At 63.0% G+C, this 19,613-nt stretch carries 20 protein-coding genes; 7 read left to right on the top strand and 13 right to left on the bottom strand.

What is annotated here, in order from left to right:
* Positions 1-26 precede the first annotated feature (26 nt).
* The 3 genes from prfA to G8E03_RS10605 all read left to right on the top strand — a co-directional run bounded on the left by prfA (position 27) and on the right by G8E03_RS10605 (position 2,689).
* Positions 27-1,088 (top strand): peptide chain release factor 1, encoded by a 1,062-nt coding sequence (gene prfA / locus G8E03_RS10615; protein ID WP_166191461.1) that lies wholly within the window; start codon positions 27-29, stop codon positions 1,086-1,088.
* On the top strand, positions 1,081-1,893 hold the full coding sequence (gene prmC / locus G8E03_RS10610; protein WP_166191458.1) for a peptide chain release factor N(5)-glutamine methyltransferase: 813 nt from the start codon (positions 1,081-1,083) through the stop codon (positions 1,891-1,893). The genes prfA and prmC overlap by 8 nt, the downstream gene beginning before the upstream one ends.
* A gap of 229 nt (positions 1,894-2,122) precedes the next feature.
* A complete protein-coding gene (locus tag G8E03_RS10605; RefSeq protein ID WP_166191455.1) occupies positions 2,123-2,689 on the top strand; it encodes a DUF4167 domain-containing protein in 567 nt (188 codons plus the stop codon).
* On the opposite strand, the gene rsmA is transcribed toward G8E03_RS10605, so the two are convergent.
* From rsmA to lptF, 6 genes are read right to left on the bottom strand one after another with little or no spacing between them, the layout of a single operon-like run.
* A complete protein-coding gene (gene rsmA / locus G8E03_RS10600; protein ID WP_166191452.1) occupies positions 2,686-3,522 on the bottom strand; it encodes a 16S rRNA (adenine(1518)-N(6)/adenine(1519)-N(6))-dimethyltransferase RsmA in 837 nt (278 codons plus the stop codon). The two genes, G8E03_RS10605 and rsmA, sit on opposite strands and share 4 nt — an antisense overlap.
* Positions 3,519-4,469, bottom strand: coding sequence for a 4-hydroxythreonine-4-phosphate dehydrogenase PdxA (gene pdxA, locus G8E03_RS10595; protein ID WP_166191449.1), 951 nt, complete (start codon positions 4,467-4,469; stop codon positions 3,519-3,521). Before pdxA ends, rsmA begins: the two co-directional genes overlap by 4 nt.
* Positions 4,469-5,671: a peptidylprolyl isomerase gene (locus G8E03_RS10590; RefSeq protein WP_166191446.1), complete on the bottom strand. Its 1,203-nt coding sequence runs from the start codon at positions 5,669-5,671 to the stop codon at positions 4,469-4,471. The genes pdxA and G8E03_RS10590 overlap by 1 nt, the downstream gene beginning before the upstream one ends.
* A 14-nt stretch (positions 5,672-5,685) precedes the next feature.
* Entirely contained in the window at positions 5,686-7,812 is a 2,127-nt protein-coding gene (locus G8E03_RS10585) for an LPS-assembly protein LptD (protein WP_166191444.1), read from the bottom strand.
* Positions 7,805-8,911 (bottom strand): LPS export ABC transporter permease LptG, encoded by a 1,107-nt coding sequence (gene lptG, locus G8E03_RS10580; RefSeq protein WP_166191441.1) that lies wholly within the window; start codon positions 8,909-8,911, stop codon positions 7,805-7,807. The genes G8E03_RS10585 and lptG overlap by 8 nt, the downstream gene beginning before the upstream one ends.
* Positions 8,908-10,023, bottom strand: a complete 1,116-nt coding sequence (lptF, locus tag G8E03_RS10575) for an LPS export ABC transporter permease LptF (protein WP_166191439.1) — start codon at positions 10,021-10,023, stop codon at positions 8,908-8,910. Before lptF ends, lptG begins: the two co-directional genes overlap by 4 nt.
* 177 nt (positions 10,024-10,200) lie before the next feature.
* On the opposite strand from lptF, the gene G8E03_RS10570 reads away from it, so the two are divergent.
* Together G8E03_RS10570 and G8E03_RS10565 are read left to right on the top strand one after the other, a co-directional pair.
* Entirely contained in the window at positions 10,201-11,709 is a 1,509-nt protein-coding gene (locus tag G8E03_RS10570; protein WP_166191436.1) for a leucyl aminopeptidase, read from the top strand.
* A complete protein-coding gene (locus G8E03_RS10565) occupies positions 11,710-12,168 on the top strand; it encodes a DNA polymerase III subunit chi (RefSeq protein WP_166191433.1) in 459 nt (152 codons plus the stop codon). It begins immediately after the preceding gene.
* Here G8E03_RS10565 and G8E03_RS10560 read toward each other — a convergent pair.
* From G8E03_RS10560 to G8E03_RS10550, 3 genes are read right to left on the bottom strand one after another with little or no spacing between them, the layout of a single operon-like run.
* Positions 12,165-12,746, bottom strand: coding sequence for a retropepsin-like aspartic protease family protein (locus G8E03_RS10560; protein WP_166191430.1), 582 nt, complete (start codon positions 12,744-12,746; stop codon positions 12,165-12,167). The two genes, G8E03_RS10565 and G8E03_RS10560, sit on opposite strands and share 4 nt — an antisense overlap.
* Before the next feature lie 2 nt (positions 12,747-12,748).
* Entirely contained in the window at positions 12,749-13,372 is a 624-nt protein-coding gene (locus G8E03_RS10555; RefSeq protein ID WP_166191427.1) for a MarC family protein, read from the bottom strand.
* Complete coding sequence (locus tag G8E03_RS10550) at positions 13,369-15,219, bottom strand: ABC-F family ATP-binding cassette domain-containing protein (RefSeq protein WP_166191424.1); 1,851 nt, start codon at positions 15,217-15,219, stop codon at positions 13,369-13,371. The genes G8E03_RS10555 and G8E03_RS10550 overlap by 4 nt, the downstream gene beginning before the upstream one ends.
* Positions 15,220-15,399: 180 nt before the next feature.
* On the opposite strand from G8E03_RS10550, the gene ndk reads away from it, so the two are divergent.
* Complete coding sequence (ndk, locus tag G8E03_RS10545; RefSeq protein ID WP_166191421.1) at positions 15,400-15,822, top strand: nucleoside-diphosphate kinase; 423 nt, start codon at positions 15,400-15,402, stop codon at positions 15,820-15,822.
* A gap of 78 nt (positions 15,823-15,900) precedes the next feature.
* Here ndk and G8E03_RS10540 read toward each other — a convergent pair whose 3' ends face one another.
* The gene (locus G8E03_RS10540) at positions 15,901-16,449 is read right to left on the bottom strand and encodes an Isoquinoline 1-oxidoreductase subunit (protein ID WP_240910331.1); all 549 of its coding nucleotides are present in this window, start codon (positions 16,447-16,449) and stop codon (positions 15,901-15,903) included.
* A gap of 66 nt (positions 16,450-16,515) precedes the next feature.
* Between G8E03_RS10540 and G8E03_RS17325 the strand changes: the two genes are divergently transcribed.
* Entirely contained in the window at positions 16,516-17,502 is a 987-nt protein-coding gene (locus G8E03_RS17325; RefSeq protein ID WP_205793063.1) for a DNA topoisomerase IB, read from the top strand.
* On the opposite strand, the gene G8E03_RS10535 is transcribed toward G8E03_RS17325, so the two are convergent.
* Genes G8E03_RS10535 through G8E03_RS10525 form a run of 3 tightly spaced genes read right to left on the bottom strand, consistent with a single transcriptional unit; the run spans position 17,480 to position 19,565 of the window.
* Complete coding sequence (locus G8E03_RS10535; protein ID WP_166191419.1) at positions 17,480-17,956, bottom strand: CinA family protein; 477 nt, start codon at positions 17,954-17,956, stop codon at positions 17,480-17,482. The genes G8E03_RS17325 and G8E03_RS10535 overlap by 23 nt on opposite strands.
* Positions 17,953-18,447, bottom strand: a complete 495-nt coding sequence (locus G8E03_RS10530) for a phosphatidylglycerophosphatase A family protein (protein WP_166191416.1) — start codon at positions 18,445-18,447, stop codon at positions 17,953-17,955. The genes G8E03_RS10535 and G8E03_RS10530 overlap by 4 nt, the downstream gene beginning before the upstream one ends.
* Entirely contained in the window at positions 18,444-19,565 is a 1,122-nt protein-coding gene (locus G8E03_RS10525; RefSeq protein WP_166191413.1) for a bifunctional 2-C-methyl-D-erythritol 4-phosphate cytidylyltransferase/2-C-methyl-D-erythritol 2,4-cyclodiphosphate synthase, read from the bottom strand. Before G8E03_RS10525 ends, G8E03_RS10530 begins: the two co-directional genes overlap by 4 nt.
* Positions 19,566-19,613: the final 48 nt, after the last annotated feature.

Genomic DNA, 19,613 nt, shown 5'->3' with positions numbered 1-19,613 from the left:
GACCGTGGGCGGGGGCAGATCGCGGCATGATACCTTCTGACAAGATCGACGACATTCTGGGCCGTTTCGACTATCTCGAAGCAAAGATGTCCAGCGGGTTGAGCGGCGCCGATATGGTGGCCACCGCGCAGGAATATGCCGAATTGCGGCCCGTGGTGGAGCAGGCGCGCAGCTATCGCGCCTTGCTCGATGATATCGCCGCCGCGCAGGAGATGCGCGACGATCCGGAAATGCGTGCCCTTGCTGAGGAGGAGCTCGGCACTTTGCAGGCCGCCTTGCCCGAGGTCGAGGCCCGTGTGCAGCGTGCATTGTTGCCGAAGGATGCCGCCGACGCCCGCCCTGCAATTCTGGAAATCCGTGCGGGTACAGGCGGTGACGAGGCCGCGCTGTTCGCCGCCGATCTGTTCCGAATGTATCAGCGATATTGCGAGGATAACGGCTGGAAGGTCGATGTGGTCGAACAGGCCCCGACGGAGCTGGGCGGGTATAAGGAAATCGTCGCCAACATCACCGGCACCAACGTCTTTGCGCGCCTGAAGTTCGAGAGCGGCGTGCATCGGGTTCAGCGGGTGCCAAGCACCGAGAGCGGCGGCCGCATACATACCTCCGCAGCGACGGTTGCCGTTCTGCCGGAGGCGCAGGATGTGGATGTCGAGATTCGGGCGGAGGATATCCGGATCGACACCATGCGGGCCAGCGGCTCCGGCGGGCAGCACGTCAACACGACGGACAGCGCCGTGCGTATCACGCATATCCCTTCGGGGATCGTCGTCACCTCGTCCGAGAAATCGCAGCATACCAACCGCGCCAAGGCGATGCAGGTCCTGCGCACACGGCTTTACGATCAGCAACGCGCGGCTGTGGATGCGGAGCGGGCGGCCGACCGCCGCGGGCAGGTCGGGTCCGGCGACCGGTCGGAGCGGATTCGCACCTACAACTTCCCGCAGGGGCGTTTGACGGATCACAGGATCAATCTGACTCTCTACAAGCTGGATCAGGTCATGCAGGGCGATTTGACGGAGATCATCGACGCCTTGACCGCAGCGGATGAGGCGGAACGCCTGGCGGCGATGAGCGAACGTGCCTGACATCGCGACGCTCCTTCGCAGCGCGGTCGAGCGTTTGCGTCATGCAGGGATCGACGATCCCGCAGGCGATGCGCGGCGATTGCTGTCACGGCATGTCGCCGGGTCGCTGGCCGGAATGATGCGCGACGAGGTTTCCACAACGGTAGCGGAGCAGTTCGACCGGGATATTTCGCGGCGCGAAGCACGTGAGCCGGTATCGCATATCCTGGGCTACCGGGAATTCTGGGGCCGGAAATTCGTCGTTACATCTGATGTGCTCGACCCGCGTCCGGATACTGAAACGCTGATCGAGGTGGCATTGCAGGGCGCGCGTCCGCGTCGCATCCTCGATCTTGGGACCGGAAGCGGTGCGATCCTCGCGACCTTGCTGGCCGAGTTTCCCGAGGCGACGGGCACCGCGACTGACATATCGTCTGCGGCGCTGGACGTCGCGCGCCGGAACCTGACGGTCCACGCACCGGGCCGTTGGGAAGCTGTCCGATCCGACTGGTTCGCTCAGGTCTCGGGGCTGTTCGATCTGATCGTTTGCAACCCGCCATACATCACCGCCGCCGCGATGGCGGATCTGGCGCCAGAAGTCGTGGAACATGAACCGCACGTCGCGCTGACACCGGGCGGTGACGGGCTTGACGCCTATCGCGCGTTGGCCCGGACCTATCGCGATTATTTGGCGGAGGGTGGTGTGGCCCTGTTCGAGATCGGCTTCGATCAGGGGGAAAGCGCGGCTGAACTGTTCAGCCCAGCCCGGGTCGATCTGTTCCGTGACCTCAATGGAAAGGCCCGGGTCTTGCGCGTACGGCCCTGATAACCGGAAATATGGTCAAAATTTGTACAATAGGCAGCTTTGCCCCTTGAATTGCGGTGCGAAGGTTCGATAATAAGAGGTGTCCCATCGTGGTGAGTATTTTTCCTGCGAGATTGGGTACGTAGCTTCGATCAGCGTTAGCCGCTTATGCAAGACGGGCAAGCCGCCCGGACGGAAGCATCAGAAAGACCGCGACAGGCCAGACCTCAAGCGGCAGAAATCGGACAAGATGAGACAACCGAACAAAAACCGCTCGCGCAAGAACAACCGTGGCAACAACAATAACAACAAGAACGTGGGCAACATGACGAACCGTGTGTTCGACAGTTCCGGCCCCGAGGGTAAGGTGCGTGGCACCCCGGCCCAGATCGTCGAGAAATATCAGACATTGGCGCGCGACGCGCAATTGTCTGGCGATCGGGTGAATGCGGAAAACTTCCTGCAACATTCCGAACACTACGCCCGATTGATGGCCGAAGCACAGCGCCAGATCGACGCCCAGAACGCCAAGCGAGAGGCCGAACAGGCCGAACGCCAGCAGCGTGAGGCGGAACAGGCGGAACGCGCGGCGGCCCAACGGGAGGCCGAGCAAGCCGAGCGTCAGAAACGTGAGGCGGATCAGCCCGAGAGCGAGCCCGAAGCCCCGACAAAGGGTGAGGATAGCAATCTGGTGGACACACCCGAGGAAGACGCCCCCAAACCGCGCCGCACGCGGTCGCGCCGCTCGAACCGATCCGGTGGCGGGGATGAGACGCAGCCCGATAGCACGCCAGACACCACCGCAGCCGAGGCTTAACCTCTGACCGCTCGCGCTAGGGCGCAGAACTGTTCGAGACCGATTTCCTCCGCCCGCTGGGTGGGGGAGATCCCAACGGATGTCAGCACATCCTCCAGATCAGGCGTCAGCCCACGCAGGCTGGCCCGCAACATTTTGCGCCGCTGATTGAACGCGCGGGCGACGATATCGCTGAGCACGCGCGCCTCTGCGGGATAACGGGGCTGCTCCAGCCGTGTCAGATGCACAACAGCGGAGGAAACCTTGGGCGCGGGCGTGAAGGCCTGCGGTGGCAAGTGCATTGCGATCCGCGCGTCGCAGCGCCATTGCGCCAGAATGGCAAGCCTGCCATAGGCCTTGCTGCCCGGTTTTGCGACGATCCGCTCCGCAACTTCCTTTTGAAACATCAATGTCAGGCTCTGCCAGAAGGGGGGCCACTCCTGCGGTGTCAGCCACCGCACGAGCAATTCCGTGCCGACATTATAGGGCAGATTGGCAACGATCCGGATCGGCGCGGTCAGATGTTGCGCGGGATTGATGGCCAGCGCGTCCCCCTGCAAGACGGTCAGGCGACCGGGGGCAGCGGCAGAAATCTCGGCTAATGCGGGCAAACATCGTGGGTCGCGTTCGATCGCAACGACCTTGCGCGCGCCTTCGACCAGCAGCGCACGGGTCAGGCCGCCTGGGCCGGGACCGATTTCCAGCACGTCGCATTGCGTCAGATCGCCCGCCTGACGCGCGATTTTCCCGGTCAGATTCAGGTCCAGCAGGAAGTTCTGACCCAGCGCCTTTTTGGCCCTCAGCTCGTGGGTGTCGATGACATCGCGAAGGGGGGGCAGGTCGGCAAGGCTCATCGACGCCGCTCCACCATATCGGTGGCCATGGCGATCGCGGCAAGCAGGCTGTCCGGTCGCGCGACACCCTTTCCCGCGATATCGAACGCCGTGCCATGGTCCGGTGACGTGCGCACGAAGGGCAGACCCAGCGTGACGTTCACGCCGTCGTCGAAGCTCAACGTTTTCAACGGGATCAGAGCCTGATCGTGATACATGCAGATGGCCACGTCATAATGCGCACGGGCGGCGGCATGAAACATGGTGTCGGCGGGCAGGGGATCGGTCAGGTTCAGGCCTTCCGCGCGCAAGTGGTTCAGAACCGGCATGATCACCTCGATCTCCTGCCGGCCCATCACACCGCCTTCGCCCGCGTGGGGATTCAGGCCCGCGATGGCAATCCGGGGGGAGGGAATGGCAAAATCGCGGATCAAACCGGCATGGGTGACGCGAATGGTTTGCTCCAGCAAGGCAGGCGTCAGCGCCGCCGGAACGTCGGCCAGTGGGATATGGATCGTCACCGGAACCACGCGCAAATCGGGACCGGCCAGCATCATGACCGGGCGCGCCGTGCCGGATAGATGCGCAAGGAATTCCGTATGGCCGGGATAGGCGAACCCGCCGCCATCCTTCAGGACCTTCTTGGATATGGGGGCCGTGACGAGGGCGGAAACCTGACCGCTCCGAGCGAGATCCGCGCCCAATTCTATGGAGCGGATGACCCCCGCGGCATTTCGCGGATCGGGGGTGCCGAAGACCACTTCGACGCTGGTCGGAATGTCCAGCACGGGAATGGGGCCATTGACCTCACGTGCTTGAGCGACTGTCTCCACCACCGCCACGTCAGCGAAGTTGCGCAGCACGGTCGCACTGCCGATCGCCACGAAAGGGTGGCCGCCGCGAGCATGTGCCGCGGCGGCAATTTCCGGCCCGATCCCGGCAGGATCGCCCAGCGTCAATGCCAGCATCAGCGGATCTCGATCACGGCATCGCGCAGCAGTTCCTGCATGTATCCGTCGGCATAGGCCCCGATGCGGTCGGAGAAGATGCTGTCCTCCACCTGCCGGCGCGTTTCCTCGTCGAGGTTCACCTGACGCGAACACAGCACGATGATCGAGAGGCTGTCGCCGGTGCGCACGGGTTGGCTGACGCTACCCGTCTGAGCCGTCGCGATAACCGAGAAGAGCGCAGGCTCGACGCTGGACAGGGGAGCGGGACCAAAGACGCCGCTGCCCGCGCCGAAAGATCCGTCGCGTATATCGGCACAGGTGTCAATATTTTCACGCGCTGCAAGCGCCGCGTTTCGGGCCGCGTCCTCACCCTGCGACAGGGGGAAGGTCGCACGGCCATAGGTCAGGGACACCGCGCCATTGTCCTGCACTGCGGTCTGACGCTCTCCCTTCACGGTCAGCAGGGAAACGCCGCGCGTGATCGGGATGGGGCGGCTTACGTCACCGACGTCGATCAGATCGACCTCGGCCCGCATGGCGGGGGGCAGGTCGGTGACGGCGATCCAGCCGATCTCACCACCATTGTTGCGGGTCGCGGCACGGCTGTACTGGCGAGCGGCGGCTCCGAAATCGCCACCGTTCTGTAGGTCGCTCGCAAGTTGCAGGATCAGCTCGCGGGTGCGGGCCTCGCCCCGTTCTGCGAAGGGGATTGCGATCTCGGCCAGCAGAACCTCCCGCGTGGAGCCTGTGGCGTTGAGCAGCACCGCTTCCTCCAGATCGTCCTGATCGGGGATCGCCCGGTTGCGGAACCGGGCCTGCATGGCGTTTTGCCACCCCAGTTGAGCCTCGATCTGGTTGATCACAGTGGACGGATCGATTCCGCTGCGCTGCAAGGCGGTGACGAAGGCATCGGGATTGGAATTGCGCGCGGCGGCGTAGCTGGCAAATGCGCTATCCACAGCCTCACGCGGGACCTGAATCCCGGCACGCCGGGCTTCCTGCCGCATCAGGGCCTCCTGGGTCAGATCCTCTACCACCCGATCCTCAAGCGCCTCTCCACTCAACCCATAGGCCTGATACAGTGCGCGGCGTTGTGCCAGATCGTAGTAGGTGATCATGTCTTCGTTCACGATGATCGCTGGCGCGAAGGGCGTGTTCTGTGCGCTGAGGGGCATCGCGATCAGCACGACAGCGATAAGCAAGCTCAAAAATCGGGTCACATTGAATCTCCAACTCATATACCGCAGGACCGCAAGCGGCGTTGTGCCGCGTCGCCCTGCGTGCCGAGGCCGGCCAACCGCAAGGTCAGGCCGAACTCGGTCGATGGGTCCACATTATTGGACGTCGTGAAACTGCGCGAGACGGAAAACTCGAATGTCGCGCATTCGTTCCCCCAACTCAGTGCAGCGTCGGCGGAAATGAAGTCGTCGTTCCTCAGGTCGCGGCGGAAGCCGATCTCTCCAAACCAATTGTCATTGAGGCGATATCCAACATCGACCAGCAGTTCGGCCCGATCAACAGGGGTGGTGGTGTCCGCTTCGAGAAAGACATAAGTGGTCTCCAGACTCAGATCATCGTCGGCATAATCGACCTCCAGCTCGGTCCGGGTCAGGCTCAGATCGTTGTCCGCCAGCGCGCTGGCGGAGATAGACAGCCGATCGGTCACGTCATAACCCGCCGCCAGAACGTAGTCGGATTTCTTGCCCTCAAGCCCGCTGCCAGTGGGGAAACTGTCCAGCGGCTCCGAGCGGAACACACGCCCCACGGTGGCAGTGATGTTGCGGCCCGAGGGTGTGATGCTTTCATATCGCAGGCCGAGATTTGCGTAGAAGTCGGTTTCGAAACGATCCTCACCCGGGAACCGGTTGGTGGAGAACAGGCTGGTCTCGTCGAATTCCACCAGCACGCTGTCCTCGTTGGGGATATCACCGATATTGCCGCTTTGGGCCCCGTGCACCAGTTGCAGGATCGGTTCGATGATCTGGGTCAGTTCCGGCGTGCGGCGCACGAAGGGCATCCGAAACTCCAGCCCGGCGGTGGAGCGCGTGCGCACCTCGTCCACATCGCCCCTGATCGGATCGTTACGCACCGAATACAGATCGCCGGATATGTCCGCGAAGCCGCGCAGCACCAGGCCGGGGGACGTGACGATCGTACGGTCCAGACCCGCGCCAACGGTGGCGCGAGACATGTCGCGCCCTACCTCGCGCGTGAAGGACAGGATATCGGCGTTCACCTCCGCCCGCGTTCCGCCCAGATCGAAGGAGCGGCGGTATTCGACCGCGGGCAGGATGAACGGCACGGTGTCCTGGGTCTGGTTAGTACGCAATGTTTCGAAATAGATCGTCGAAAGGGTCCAAAACGCGCTTCTTTCGAATTTCTCCAGTGACAATTCCGAGGTCACCAAGTCCGTGTCGGAATAGTTGAATTCATCGAGGAAGGCATCGTCCGACAGGGCCGTGGCATCGATCCGCGCGATGACGTCATTGCCCAGATCGTAATACCCCAGCGCGCTGAGATAGCCGCGCTGATCGCCGGAAGTGTCCGTGTCCAGCGTGGACACACCACTAAGCTCCAGCGCGCCACGCTCGAATCGTTGCCGATATTCAGCCTCGACCAGCAGACCATCCTCGGATGTCAGGAAGGGCGTGATGGTCGCATCGCGGCTGTCGTCGATGACAAAGAAATAGGGCAGTTTGACCGCGAACCCGAAATTGCCTGAACTGATGATTTCGGGGCTGAGAAACCCGCTGGCGCGATCAACGGAGGGTTCGGGATGCCGAAAATACGGCAAGTAGAGTACGGGAACCCCGAACAGCTCGAACACCGCGTTTTCATAGTGAAACTGAAGCGCGTCCGCATCGCGCACGACCCGCTCTGCCCGGATTGACCAGATCGGAACGGGGTTTTCCTCACAAATCGTACAGCTGGACGCGACCACGCGGTTGAGCACGGTAAGTCGCCCATCGATCTGCTGCGCGGAGGTGGCGGCGATCTGCAATTGGTTGTCGATCAGCGCCCGGGCGCCGGCGATGATGCCGGATTGCAATCCACCATCCAGGTCCGCGTAATCTGCATGAAGCACCGCGCCGTCGGCCTGCTGGATCGTCAGCGTGCCGGGAACACTGACCGCGCCGTCAGTCTCATCATAGATCAGACGGTCCGTTTGCAGCACGGTGTCGCCGCGAATGATCGTCACGTCACCCTCCGCGATCAGGGCGCCGGTATTGGAGTCGATGCTGATCCGATCGGCCACCAGTGCGACACGGTCGTTCTGCTGCGCAAGGGCTGGCGCGGCGGCGGGCAGGGCGATCGTTAGGACGAGCGCAAGAGTTCGAAAAAATAGGGGCAGGCTATCCATCCTCAAGGTGTAGCAGAAGGCTCGTCGCGAGCAACAGTGCCGCGATGGGGGGAACCCACGCGGCGACGATGACGGGTATGGTTCCGGCGGAGCCGAGAGCCTTCGTGAAATCCGACAGGAAAAAGATACCGAAACCGGCGATGACGCAGAGCAGAATCCGCACGCCGACGGATCCGAAACGCACGTGACGCATGGAAAACCCGGCAGCGATCAACACCATCGCGACAAACATCAACGGTTGCGCCAGCTCTGTCTGCATATAAAGCCGATGGCGGGTGGAGGAGAAACCGGACGATTCCAGCGTCTCGATGAACTCCTGCAAATTCCAAAAGCTGAGCTCCTGCGGATCGGCGAAACTCTCCAGAATGCGGCTGGTAGTCAGGTCGGTGGGAACAATGACCGTCTCGCGATCGACGCCATGCACCATCGCGAACGCCCCGGCGCTGTCCATCTGCCAGATACGAGCCTGTTCGACCTGCCATGCGCCCGGTGTCAGGACGGCCCGGCGGGCAGATATTCGCCGATCCAGCACGCCATCCGTGTCGAATTCAAAAATCAGCACGCCGATCAGCTCATCCCCGTAGGGTGACGCACGGCTCGCATTGATGACCGTCTGCCCGTCCGCATCGGCTTGCCGCAGCCACAGCCCCTCGGCGGAGATCGAAAGCTGGCTTTCCTGTCCGTCGAAATGGCGGCTTTTAAGAACTTCGTAACGCGACAAGGTGCTCGCGGCGATGGGGTTCCAGACAGCGAAGGCCAGACAGCCCAGCACCAGCGCGCCCAGCACTGGCATCTGAAGGATTCGCCACACGGATAACCCGGCCGCACGGATCACGACCAGTTCGGACGTGCGCGCCAGTCGCAGAAACGCGGCGAGCGATCCCAGCAGGACGATGAAGGGCAATGTCTCCGACAGGATCGACGGCGCATGAAGCAAGGCCATGACCAAGACCGGTGGCGCCGACTGCACCCCGTCAGCGATCCGCCCCGACAGATCCACCAGGTCACTGACGAGCACCAGTATCAAGGCCGCGCTGAGCGCCATCAGCAGCCCGGCAATGTGGCGTCGCAGAATATAGAAGTTCAACACTCGGGTCATGCAGCCACCTGCCTGCGCCGCAGGGGTCGTGCGCCGCGCGTAACGTACAGATACGAACCGATCATCAACAATACGGGGAGAAGATAGAGCACCGGCCAGAGCTGTACATTTCCCTCGACCGCAGATTTGGCCGCGATCCCTGCGGAACGCACCACAACGGCGACACTGACCGCAACCGCGATCCGCACACCGGCGCCGCCACGCCTGAATGCCCCGCCAACTATGGCCGCCAAAGCGAGCATGGGGAATGCCAGCGCGTAAAGCGGCGATGACAGCTTGTCATGCCCCTCCGCCATCAGGCGCGCACGCAACGCCTCGTCTTCATTCCACAGGGCGGCGGGCGGGTTCAGCAATTCGCCAATGCCGTATTCCGCTGGCTTGCGATTGCGCTGCACATCTGCCGCCACCATCGGGCCCAGATCGTAGGCAAACCTGTCGAAATCCAGGATGCTCAACGAATTGCCCGCGTCCTCGAATTGCTGTGCGGCCCCGTCGAACAGAACCAGTTGCAACCTGTCCTCTGACTTGACCAGACGCGCCTGGGTGGCTGTATACGTGATCGACTGGCCACCGCTGCGCGCGTCGTGGATGAAGATATCCAGCATCTGACCTTCGGAATTGGCCTGCCGCAAATAGACGGTGACGCCGGGAAGGGGATGGTTGAACTGGCCTTCGCGCAGCAGGGAGTTCGCGAACTCGGCCCGCATTTCGGAGGTGCGTGTGCTCAATTCGGTCGCGGCGCGCGGCACCAGATAGACCGTCAGCGCCGCCGTCAGCGCCGTCGCGAACAGGCCCAGATAGATGGCGGGCCGCAACAGGGCAGCCGAGCTTTGCCCCGCGGCCATTAATACTGTGAGTTCGGATTCGGTATAAAGCCGGTTGATCGTGAACAACGTCGCGGACAAGGCTGCGATCGGCAGCACCATCATCATCACACTGGGAAGCAACAATGTGGACAATTCCAGAAACACCGCCGCCGACTGATTGTTGTTCACCACGGTATCGACGATACGCAGACTTTGCGTCAGCCAGATCACGCCGGTGAAGACCAGGGCGAAGAACCCCATCGGTGCGAGGAGCTGACCCAGAATATATCGGTCGATCTGACGCATTCGGGGCGGACATCCTTCTCAGGCCACGCGGGCTTCTCGTATCCGCCTGACTAGGCAACGCCGGGTCGCGGGTCAAGCACGGCACACTGGCGCAAACGTGATCGGGTTCGCCGCCTTGCCCTTGACCGGCGGGGGCTGATACGTCTTGTCTCGACAGTTTTACGAAGGGATTGCCACATGACCGCTCCACTCGAAATCAGCTTTGCCGAACCCGATATTGACGCGATCGCCACGATGCAGGGACGTGTTGTCGTTCTGGTCGGGACGGATGGCAAGATGGACAAGCTGGCCCGCCGCGTAAACCGTCTGACGCGCGGAGTGTTGGAGCGTCTTTCCCAAAGCGAACGCTGGGAGAAGATGGAGACTGCAACCGCCCTCACGATCCCCATGCCGGGCGGCATGGCGGCGGAGGCGGTTGTGGTGCTGAAGCTGGATCGTCAGGCCACCCCGACCTTGGCGCGAAAGGCGGGCGCGGCCATCAACGGCCAGCGTGGCAGCGGCGATCTGCATGTGCTGCTGGCCTCCTACGCCAAGGCGGCGGAAATCGGATATGGCCTCGCACTCAGCGCATATGATTTCACCGCGCACAAGACTAAGGATGACACCGCCCCCGCGAAGGTCGCTCTGATCGTCACGAAGCCTGAGAAGGTCTCCGCCGAGAGCCGCGACATGGCCGCGTTGGTCGAGGGGGTGTTCTTCACCCGCGATCTGATCAACGAGCCCGCGAACGTGCTGACCACCGAGGATTTTGCCGCGCGCCTGGCCGCTATGGGCGAATTGGGGCTGGAGGTCGAGATCCTGGAGGAGGACGAGCTGAAAAAGCTGGGCATGCGCACCCTGCTGGCGGTCGGGATGGGCTCCGACATGCCCTCGAAAGTGGTCGTGATGAACTGGCGCGGCGGCGGTGACGAACAGCCGCTAGCCTTGGTGGGCAAGGGCGTGACCTTCGACACCGGCGGCATCAGCCTCAAGCCCGCCGGCGGGATGGAGGACATGACGATGGACATGGGCGGTGCTGGCACGGTCGCCGGAGTCATGCGTGCGCTCGCCCTGCGCAATGCCAAGGCGAATGTGGTCGGACTGGTCGGTCTGGTCGAAAACATGCCCTCGGCGCGGGCGCAACGCCCCGGTGATGTGGTCAAATCCATGAAGGGCGATACGGTTGAGGTCATCAACACCGATGCCGAGGGCCGGTTGGTTCTGGCCGATGTGCTGTGGTACGCGCAGGAACGCTTCGCGCCCTCGGCCGTGATCGACCTTGCCACCCTGACGGGGGCCATCATCGTGGCCCTGGGGCATGAGAACGCGGGCGTATTCTCGAACGACGATGCGTTCGCAAGCCGGTTCCTGAAGGCCGCGCGGGATGAAGATGAGGGCGCATGGCAACTGCCGATGGGCGATGCCTACGACAAGAAGCTGAAGTCGCGCGTCGCGGATATCCGCAATGTCGGCGGCGGGCGAGAGGGCGGCTCCATCACGGCGGCGCAGTTCCTCAAGCGGTTCGTCAAGGACGATATGCCGTGGATTCACCTGGATATCGCGGGCACTGCCTCGACCAAATCGGCGACCACCTTCGCGCCAGCCGGTGCGACGGGATGGGGGGTGCGCGCGCTCGACCGGCTGATCCGCAGTGAGTACGAGCAAAAGCCGGAGCCGGTGGAGCCAGCAACTCCTGACGCGGGATAGATGGATATCCTGTTCTACAGGCTGGACGGATCGACGCTGGAGGCGACCGTCACCACCTTCGCCGAGCGGACCTTGGCGAGGGGGGGCAGGGTTGTCGTGCGCGGCACCGGCGCCGCCCGGCTGGATATGCTGGACGCGCATCTGTGGACCTATCGCGACGATGCCTTCCTGCCCCATGCGCAGGCGGGCGGCGACCACGATGCCGATCAGCCGGTCCTGCTGACCACCTCCACCGAAACGCCCAACGCGGCGAAAACGCTGCTGTTGGTGGATGGCGCACGGTTCGACCCCTCGGAAATGCCTCAGTTCGAGCGGGTGGCCCTGATCTTCGACGGCAGCGATGAGGAGGCGACCGCCCTGGCCCGGGACGATTGGCGACAGGTCATGCAGACGGACCATACCGCCGTTTTCTGGGCCGAGGAGGGCGGACGCTGGGTCGAGAAGGCGCGCAGTTCCTAACGCTCCAGAATCATCCGGTCTTTCTCGATCACGATGCGGCTGAACCGGTTCAGATAGGACAGCCCCAGCAGGGACGTGTCCAGAACGCCGGCGTTCACGCTGGCGACAACGCCCCGTTCCACCGCATCCCCGATGGCGAAACTGTCCAGCAGAACCTGCGCGAACCGAACCTCGCCGTTCGCAGTGCTGGCAACACCATTATACCGAAGATCGTCCACCGCGATGCCGGCGCGGCGGGCATCGGCCTGGCTCAGAACGATCAGGCTGGCGCCCGTGTCCACCAGGAAATCCACCGGCACTTCATTGACCATCGCACTGACCCGGAAATAACCGTTGGTGTCGCGTAATAGGGTGACGTTGCCCGCAGGGTCCACGCTTTGTTGCGCTGGGATCAGCCAGCCCTCGAAAATATGTTTGTTCTCGTACCCGATGACCAGCGCCGCGCAGATCGCGACCCAGGCCAGGAACTGCCGAACCATCCGCCCGAACTGACCGCGATACAGCGTGACCACGGATCCGCCTATCGCCAGCAACAGGATCACGAAATAGAAAAGCTGGAAAATGTTGTCGCTGGTCAAGATCAGACGCCGATCAGACCGCTCGCCCGCAAACCGTCCAGGATGAACTGGACCGACAACGCCGACAACAGCACACCGAGGATCCGCGTGATGACGTTGACGCCGGTGCGCCCCATCAGACGTTCCATGAAGCCTGAGATCAGGAACAGAACGAGCGCGATCAGCAGAACCCCCGCCATCACCCCGACCAGCATGAACTGGGCGGTCAGGCTGTCCTCGGCCTGGCCCATCAGCAAAACCATCGTCGCCATCGCACCCGGACCGGCCAGCAGCGGCAGGGCGAGGGGGAAGACCGAGGGGTCACGCTCCGGCTCAGGATCGTTGGCCTGGCTCGACCTGCGCGGGTTGCGCTTTTCAAACAGCATTTCGACCGCGATCAGGAACAGCAGCACGCCGCCGGAAATCCTGAAGGCCGGCATTCCGATGCCGATGGCATCCAGCAGGGCTTCTCCGAAAAAGGCGAAGGAGCACAGGATCAGAAAAGCGATCACCACAGCCTGTACCGCGATCTTGCTGCGCTCGACCCTGCCCATGTTCGGGGTCAGTGCGACGAAGATCGGGGTCAGCCCGATCGGGTCGATGATCACGAAGAGGGTGACGAAGGCAGTGATCGCGATTTCGGTCATCCGGCGTTTTCCAGCTTGGAGGATATGTCGAGCCAGATGGATTCTGCCCGCTCCAGACCCTTCATAACTTCGGCACGCTTCTTTCGCAGCATATTTTGGCGTTCGGTATCGCCGCGCTCATACAGGCGCGGATCGGCGAGGCCCTCGTCGATCTTGTCGCGCATCTCCTCCAGCTTGGCCACGCGGCCCTCGGCCTTGACCAGTTCAGCCCGCAAGGGGGAGGTGGTGGCGCGGGCGGCCGGTTTCGCCTTCGGCTTCTCGGCCTTCTCCTTCGCGGGTTTGCCGCCGCGCTCGCTCAGCAACATCCGGCGATATTCGTCCATGTCACCGTCGAAGGCGTGAACCCCGCCATCCTTGACCAGCCACAGCCTGTCGGCCACGGCCTCAACCAGATGCGGGTCGTGACTGACGAGGATCACCGCGCCCTCATATTCGGTCAGGGCCATCACCAACGCCTCACGACTTTCGATGTCGAGGTGGTTGGTCGGCTCATCCAGGATCAGCAGATGCGGTGCGTCGATGGTACACAGCAGCATGGCCAGCCGCGCCTTTTGCCCGCCTGACAGGCGCTTGACCTCCACATCCGCGATATCGGCGCCGATGCCACCCGCCGCCAGACGCGCGCGTTGCTTGGCCGCGCCCTCATCCGGGCGCAGGCTGCGCACATGCTCCAACGGGGTTTCGTTCGGAAACAGTTCGTCGAGCTGGTGTTGCGCGAAATAGCCGATGCGCAGTTTGTTCGAGGTGACGACATCGCCATCCGTGGATTGCAGGCGCCCGGCGATCAGCTTTGACAGCGTGGATTTACCCTGACCGTTCGAGCCAAGCAACGCGATGCGGTCGTCCTGGTCAATGCGCAGGTCCAGCTTGCGCAGGATCAACGGCCCGCCATAACCGACGGAGGCGTCACGCATATTGACGATAGGCGGCGACAGTTCCTCGGGCGCGGGGAACGAAAACGCGGCAACGCTGGTCTCAACAACGCCCGCGATGGGCTGCATCTTCTCCAGCATCTTGACGCGGCTCTGCGCCTGCTTGGCCTTGGACGCCTTGGCCTTGAACCGATCGACGAAGCTTTGCAGGTGGGCGCGCTGCGCATCCTGCTTCTTTTTCGCGGACATCTGCTGTTCCAGATTCGCGCGGCGCATCCGGTCGAACTGATCGTAATTGCCCTGATAAAAGGTCAGCTTCTGCGCATCCAGATGCAGGATGCCCCCGACGGAGCGGTTCAGCAGCCCCCGGTCGTGCGAAATCACCAGCGCCGTATGGGGATAGCGGGCAAGGAAGGTTTCCAGCCAGACCGTTCCCTCCAGATCCAGATAGTTGGTAGGTTCGTCGAGCAGCAGCACGTCGGGCTGGCTGAACAGAACGGCGGCCAGCGCCACGCGCATTCGCCATCCGCCCGAGAAATCCTTGCAGGGGCGCTGCTGCGCCTCCGCGTCGAAGCCCAGACCCGTCAGGATCGAGGCGGCGCGCGCCTCGGCCGAATGGGATTCGATATCGGCCAGCCGGGTGTGGATATCCGCGATGCGCGTCGCATCCGTCGCGGTCTCCGCCTCCGCCAGCAGGGCGGCGCGTTCGGTGTCGGCGGCCAGAACGGTATCGAGCAGCGTGGCGTCAGAGGCCGGTGCCTCCTGCGCGACGCCGCCGATGCGGGCCTGTCGGGGGATCTCGATCTCCCCTCCGTCCAGCGCCCATTCGCCCCGGATCAACCGGAACAGGGTCGTCTTGCCGGTGCCGTTTCGCCCGACGACGCCCACCTTGTGACCGGCGGGAATCGTTGCGGTGGCCCCGTCGAACAGACGGCGGCCTTCCAGCGTGAAGGTTATATCTTTGATCGTCAGCATGGGCGGAGCGATGGACCAGTGCCCGCGCCATGTCAATGCGGGGCGTGTGAATTGCCCGTTGAACGGTGCGACGCCCGCGAATTGTGAAGCGATGCTACGTGACGAAGCGGTGTACGCCCCCTTTATCCGCCGCTATCGCCGTGCTAGAGGCCGCGCAATCATAACGCCCAGGAGGCTCCCATGGCCGTGCAACGCACTTTCTCGATCATCAAACCCGACGCAACCAATCGCAACCTGACCGGCGCGATCAATGCCAAGCTGGAGGCCGCCGGCCTGCGCATCGTCGCGCAGAAGCGGATTCACCTGACCAAGGCGCAGGCTGGCGTCTTCTACGGTGTGCACGCCGAGCGTCCGTTCTATGATGAACTGTGTGAGTTCATGTCCTCCGCCCCGATCGTCGTTCAGGTTCTGGAGGGCGAGGATGCCGTTCTGAAGAACCGCGAAGTCATGGGCGCGACCAACCCCGCCGATGCTGACGAAGGCACGATCCGCAAGGAATTCGCCCTGTCCATCGGTGAGAACTCGGTCCACGGTTCCGACGCGCCGGAAACTGCCGCGCAGGAGATCGCGTATTTCTTCTCCGGCCTCGAACTGGTCGGCTGATCCTTTCGGGATATCGCCAGCATGGAAAGGCCGGGGTTTGCCCCGGCCTTTTTTATATCCAGCCTTCCTCATGTGTTATCAAGATGGGCAAACCGCCCCGGTCTCAACCCAGGCGCGCATCAGGTTGCCCAACTCCTCCGCGCTGCCGGGGGCCGGTTCACGGTCCGCGGCCGGACGCCAGCCCCAGCCGACCAGGCTGTCTTCCTCTACATGCTCAATCACGCCCATCAGGTCCCGCCCGCCGGTGCGTTCGGGGTCGGACAGCTGCGCGCAGATTTCGGCTACTGATTTTCCGTGCCACGCCATCTCCGCCGGGGCCAGATGCCACGCGGGATCGCCCGGAACGCCCGACGCCTCGTAATTCGCACTGGTATGGCAGGCCCAGCACTTCTGCGCGCCCGCCGCGCCCATTCCGTTTTCTCCTCGCACGACCCGCGGTTCGTGGGGGTAGGGATCGTTGCCCTGAAAGGGACGCGCATCGACAGGATGGCAGTTTGCGCAGCGCGGATGCTGGAAGACGCGGGCCGCCTCCTCAAACATCGCGGTGGAACGGCTCGCCGGATCGGCTATATCCGCGAAGTCGGCTGGCGCACGCAGGTTCTGCGCATTCAGGGGCGTGGCGATCAAGGTCAGGATAACGAGTGTAACAAGTCCCGATCGGAACGCACCGGATGTCCGGCGCGTCTATCCCACATGGAACTGCAATATGTATCTGATCGGGAACCGGGAATTACGCGCAAACGCGCGGGCAGGGGCTTTGCGTATTATGATGGTGGGCAACTGATCCGCGACCGTGTTGAAAAGCAGCGATTTGCCGCTCTGGCCATTCCGCCTGCATATGACGACGTGTGGATCTGTCGGTGGGAAAACGGCCATCTTCAGGCCACTGGGCGTGATGCGCGGGCGCGCAAGCAATACCGATACCATCCCGACTGGACCACGGCACGCGACGCGGACAAATTCGCGGATCTGACCGATTTCGCCAAGGACCTGCCGAATTTGCGCAGCCGGGTGGGCAGTGACATGCGCAAGCGGACCTTGGGCCGTGATCGCGTTCTGGCAACGGTTGTTCATCTGTTGGACAAGAGCCATATCCGCATCGGCAATCGCGCCTATACGCATGATAACGGCACTGTCGGCTTGACCACCCTGCGCGATGAACATGTCGAGATCAGTGGTGAGCGACTGCAATTCGACTTCATCGGCAAATCCTCCAAACGTCGCCGGTTGAGCCTGCGTGACAGATACATGGCGACCACAGTGAGAAAGCTGTCTGACCTGCCCGGTCAGATGCTGTTCCAGTGGCAGGATGAGGACGGCTTGCACGAGGTCCGTTCCGATCACGTCAACGACTGGCTGCGCCAGACGACCGGATCGGAATGGACAGCCAAGATATTCCGAACCTGGGCCGGTACGATGATCTGCGCCGACGCATTGGCGAGGAGCGATCTGGAGGGCGAAAAAGCCGTGATCGAGGCCGTGGACTCGACGGCGGCCGCCTTGGGCAACACCCGGGCCGTGGCGCGACGCAGCTATATCCACCCCGAGATCATCATCGCATACGAGGAAGGACGCTGGCCCGGTCGTCGCCATCTGTCGCGCGATCCGATCGGACGGGCGCGATTAAGCAGGACGGAACGGGCCGTGGTCAAATTGCTCAACGATGCGCAATCGCGCTAAGCAACATTTCCAGCGCATGCTCCACACTCGCAGCGCGAACCTGCGCACGCCCGAGGGCGCCGAACTCGATATGGTGCGCCGTTACCGAACCGTGGGTCGCCACCGCAAAATGCACCAGTCCTTCGGGCTTTTCCTCGGAACCGCCGGGCCCCGCGACGCCGGTGATGGCGACCGCAATATCGGCTTTGGACATGCGCAGCGCGCCCCGTGCCATTTCACGCGCCACGACATCCGAGACCGCGCCATGCGCATCCAGACTGGCCTGCGAAACCCCCAGCATCGCCACCTTGGACGGGTAGGAATACGTCACGAAGCCGCGATCCACCACGGCGGAGGATCCGGGGATGTCGGTCAGTGCGGCCGCGACCAGCCCGCCGGTACAGCTTTCCGCCGTCGCGATTTGCCATCCACATGCCTGCGCCGCGTCGAGCACCTGTTTCGCCAGATCGCTCATACGAACACCACATGGGCCAGTGCGCCCAGCAAAGCGACGGTCAGACCCGCCATGATGCCCGCAAACACGTCATCCAGCATGACGCCCAGCGGATCGCCCCGCCGGTCCGCCCAGCCCACCAGCCAGGGTTTCGTGATGTCGAAAAGCCGGAACAGAGCGAAGCCCAGCACGTAGCCCGGCCATGGAAAGCCCCAGCTGTCAAAGCCCATCCACCACAGACCGAACGAGAGTGAGAACAGCGCGATCCACTGGCCCACGACCTCATCCACCACGATCCAGCCGGGATCGTGATCGGCCTGCGCCGCCGTGACCTCTCGTGTCGCCCACCAGCCCAGAAGGAAGACTGCGACGGTCGCGATCAAAACCAGCGGAAACTGGCCCACACCGTGCAGGACATAGAACGCGGGCAGGGCGACCAGACTGCCCCACGTGCCCGGAGCCTTGGGCAGGAACCCGATGCCGGCGACGGAGGCGACGTGACGCGCGATCATGGCAACATCACCGTGGCGGAGGCCATGACGGCAATGCCCTCACCGCGCCCCGGAAAACCGAGCCGTTCCGATGTGGTCGCCTTGATGCTGACCCGACCGATGTCGAGGTCGCAAATCTCCGCGATTCTGGCGCGCATTGCTTGCGCGTGCGGTCCGATCTTGGGCATCTCGCAAATGATCGTGCAGTCCAGATGGGTCATCCTGCCTCCTCGCGCGGCAACGCGCTCCACTGCTTTTTCTAGGAATATGTGGCTCGCGGCACCCTTCCACCGGTCATCCGAGGGGGGGAACCACTGGCCGATATCGCCCTCGGCCAAGGCACCGAAAATTGCATCGGTCAATGCGTGCATCGCCACATCCGCATCGGAATGCCCGGACAGGCCTTTGTCGTGTGGAATATCGATTCCACAAAGGGTTACGTGATCCCCCTCGACCAGTCTGTGAACGTCGAAGCCGGTTCCGTTGCGCGGGTCCATACCTGTTTTCCCTTCAGCACGCGCCAGATCGGCGGGTGTCGTGATCTTGAAGTTATCCTCATCGCCCTGCGTGGCAAGCACATCCAGTCCCGCGGCACGGGCTACAGCCACATCATCGGCCAGATCGGCGGTGTTTTCCCGGTGCGCCTTGAGAATGGCCGGGAACGAGAAACCCTGGGGCGTCTGGGCGCGCAGAAGCCCCTCCCGAGGGACCGATCCTGAGAAACCATCGCTCCAAAGCGCGTCCACGACCGGCAGGCAGGGGCACGCGCCGGTGGAGGTTTGCAACCCGGCGATTACACCGCCAATGATTTCCGGCGTAACGAACGGGCGGGCGGCGTCGTGGATCAACACATGCGTGGGGGCAAGCGGCTCCAACGCCTCCAGCCCGGCGCGCACGCTGGCGCTGCGGGTATCTCCCCCGATAATCGGATCGCCAAGGTCGAAACCGCACGTCGCCGCGCGGTAGAGGGCCATGTCCTGCGGTCGGATCACGACGCGAACCGCATCGACATGAGGCAGAATCGCGCGCACGGTGTGAGTCAGAATAGCCTCGCCCTGCAATTTGAGATATTGCTTCGCGACCTCACCGCCCAGACGTGTCCCGCGACCGGCAGCGACGATAAGTGCGACGATTGTCATGGGGTTCTCCTGCATGATGCGGGCAGACCATGTGGCAAAAACCGGATA

It is taken from the genome of Pontivivens nitratireducens (assembly GCF_011290545.1).
GTDB classification, from domain to species: domain Bacteria; phylum Pseudomonadota; class Alphaproteobacteria; order Rhodobacterales; family Rhodobacteraceae; genus Pontivivens; species Pontivivens nitratireducens.
This window is presented reverse-complemented; position numbering and strand designations above follow the sequence as displayed.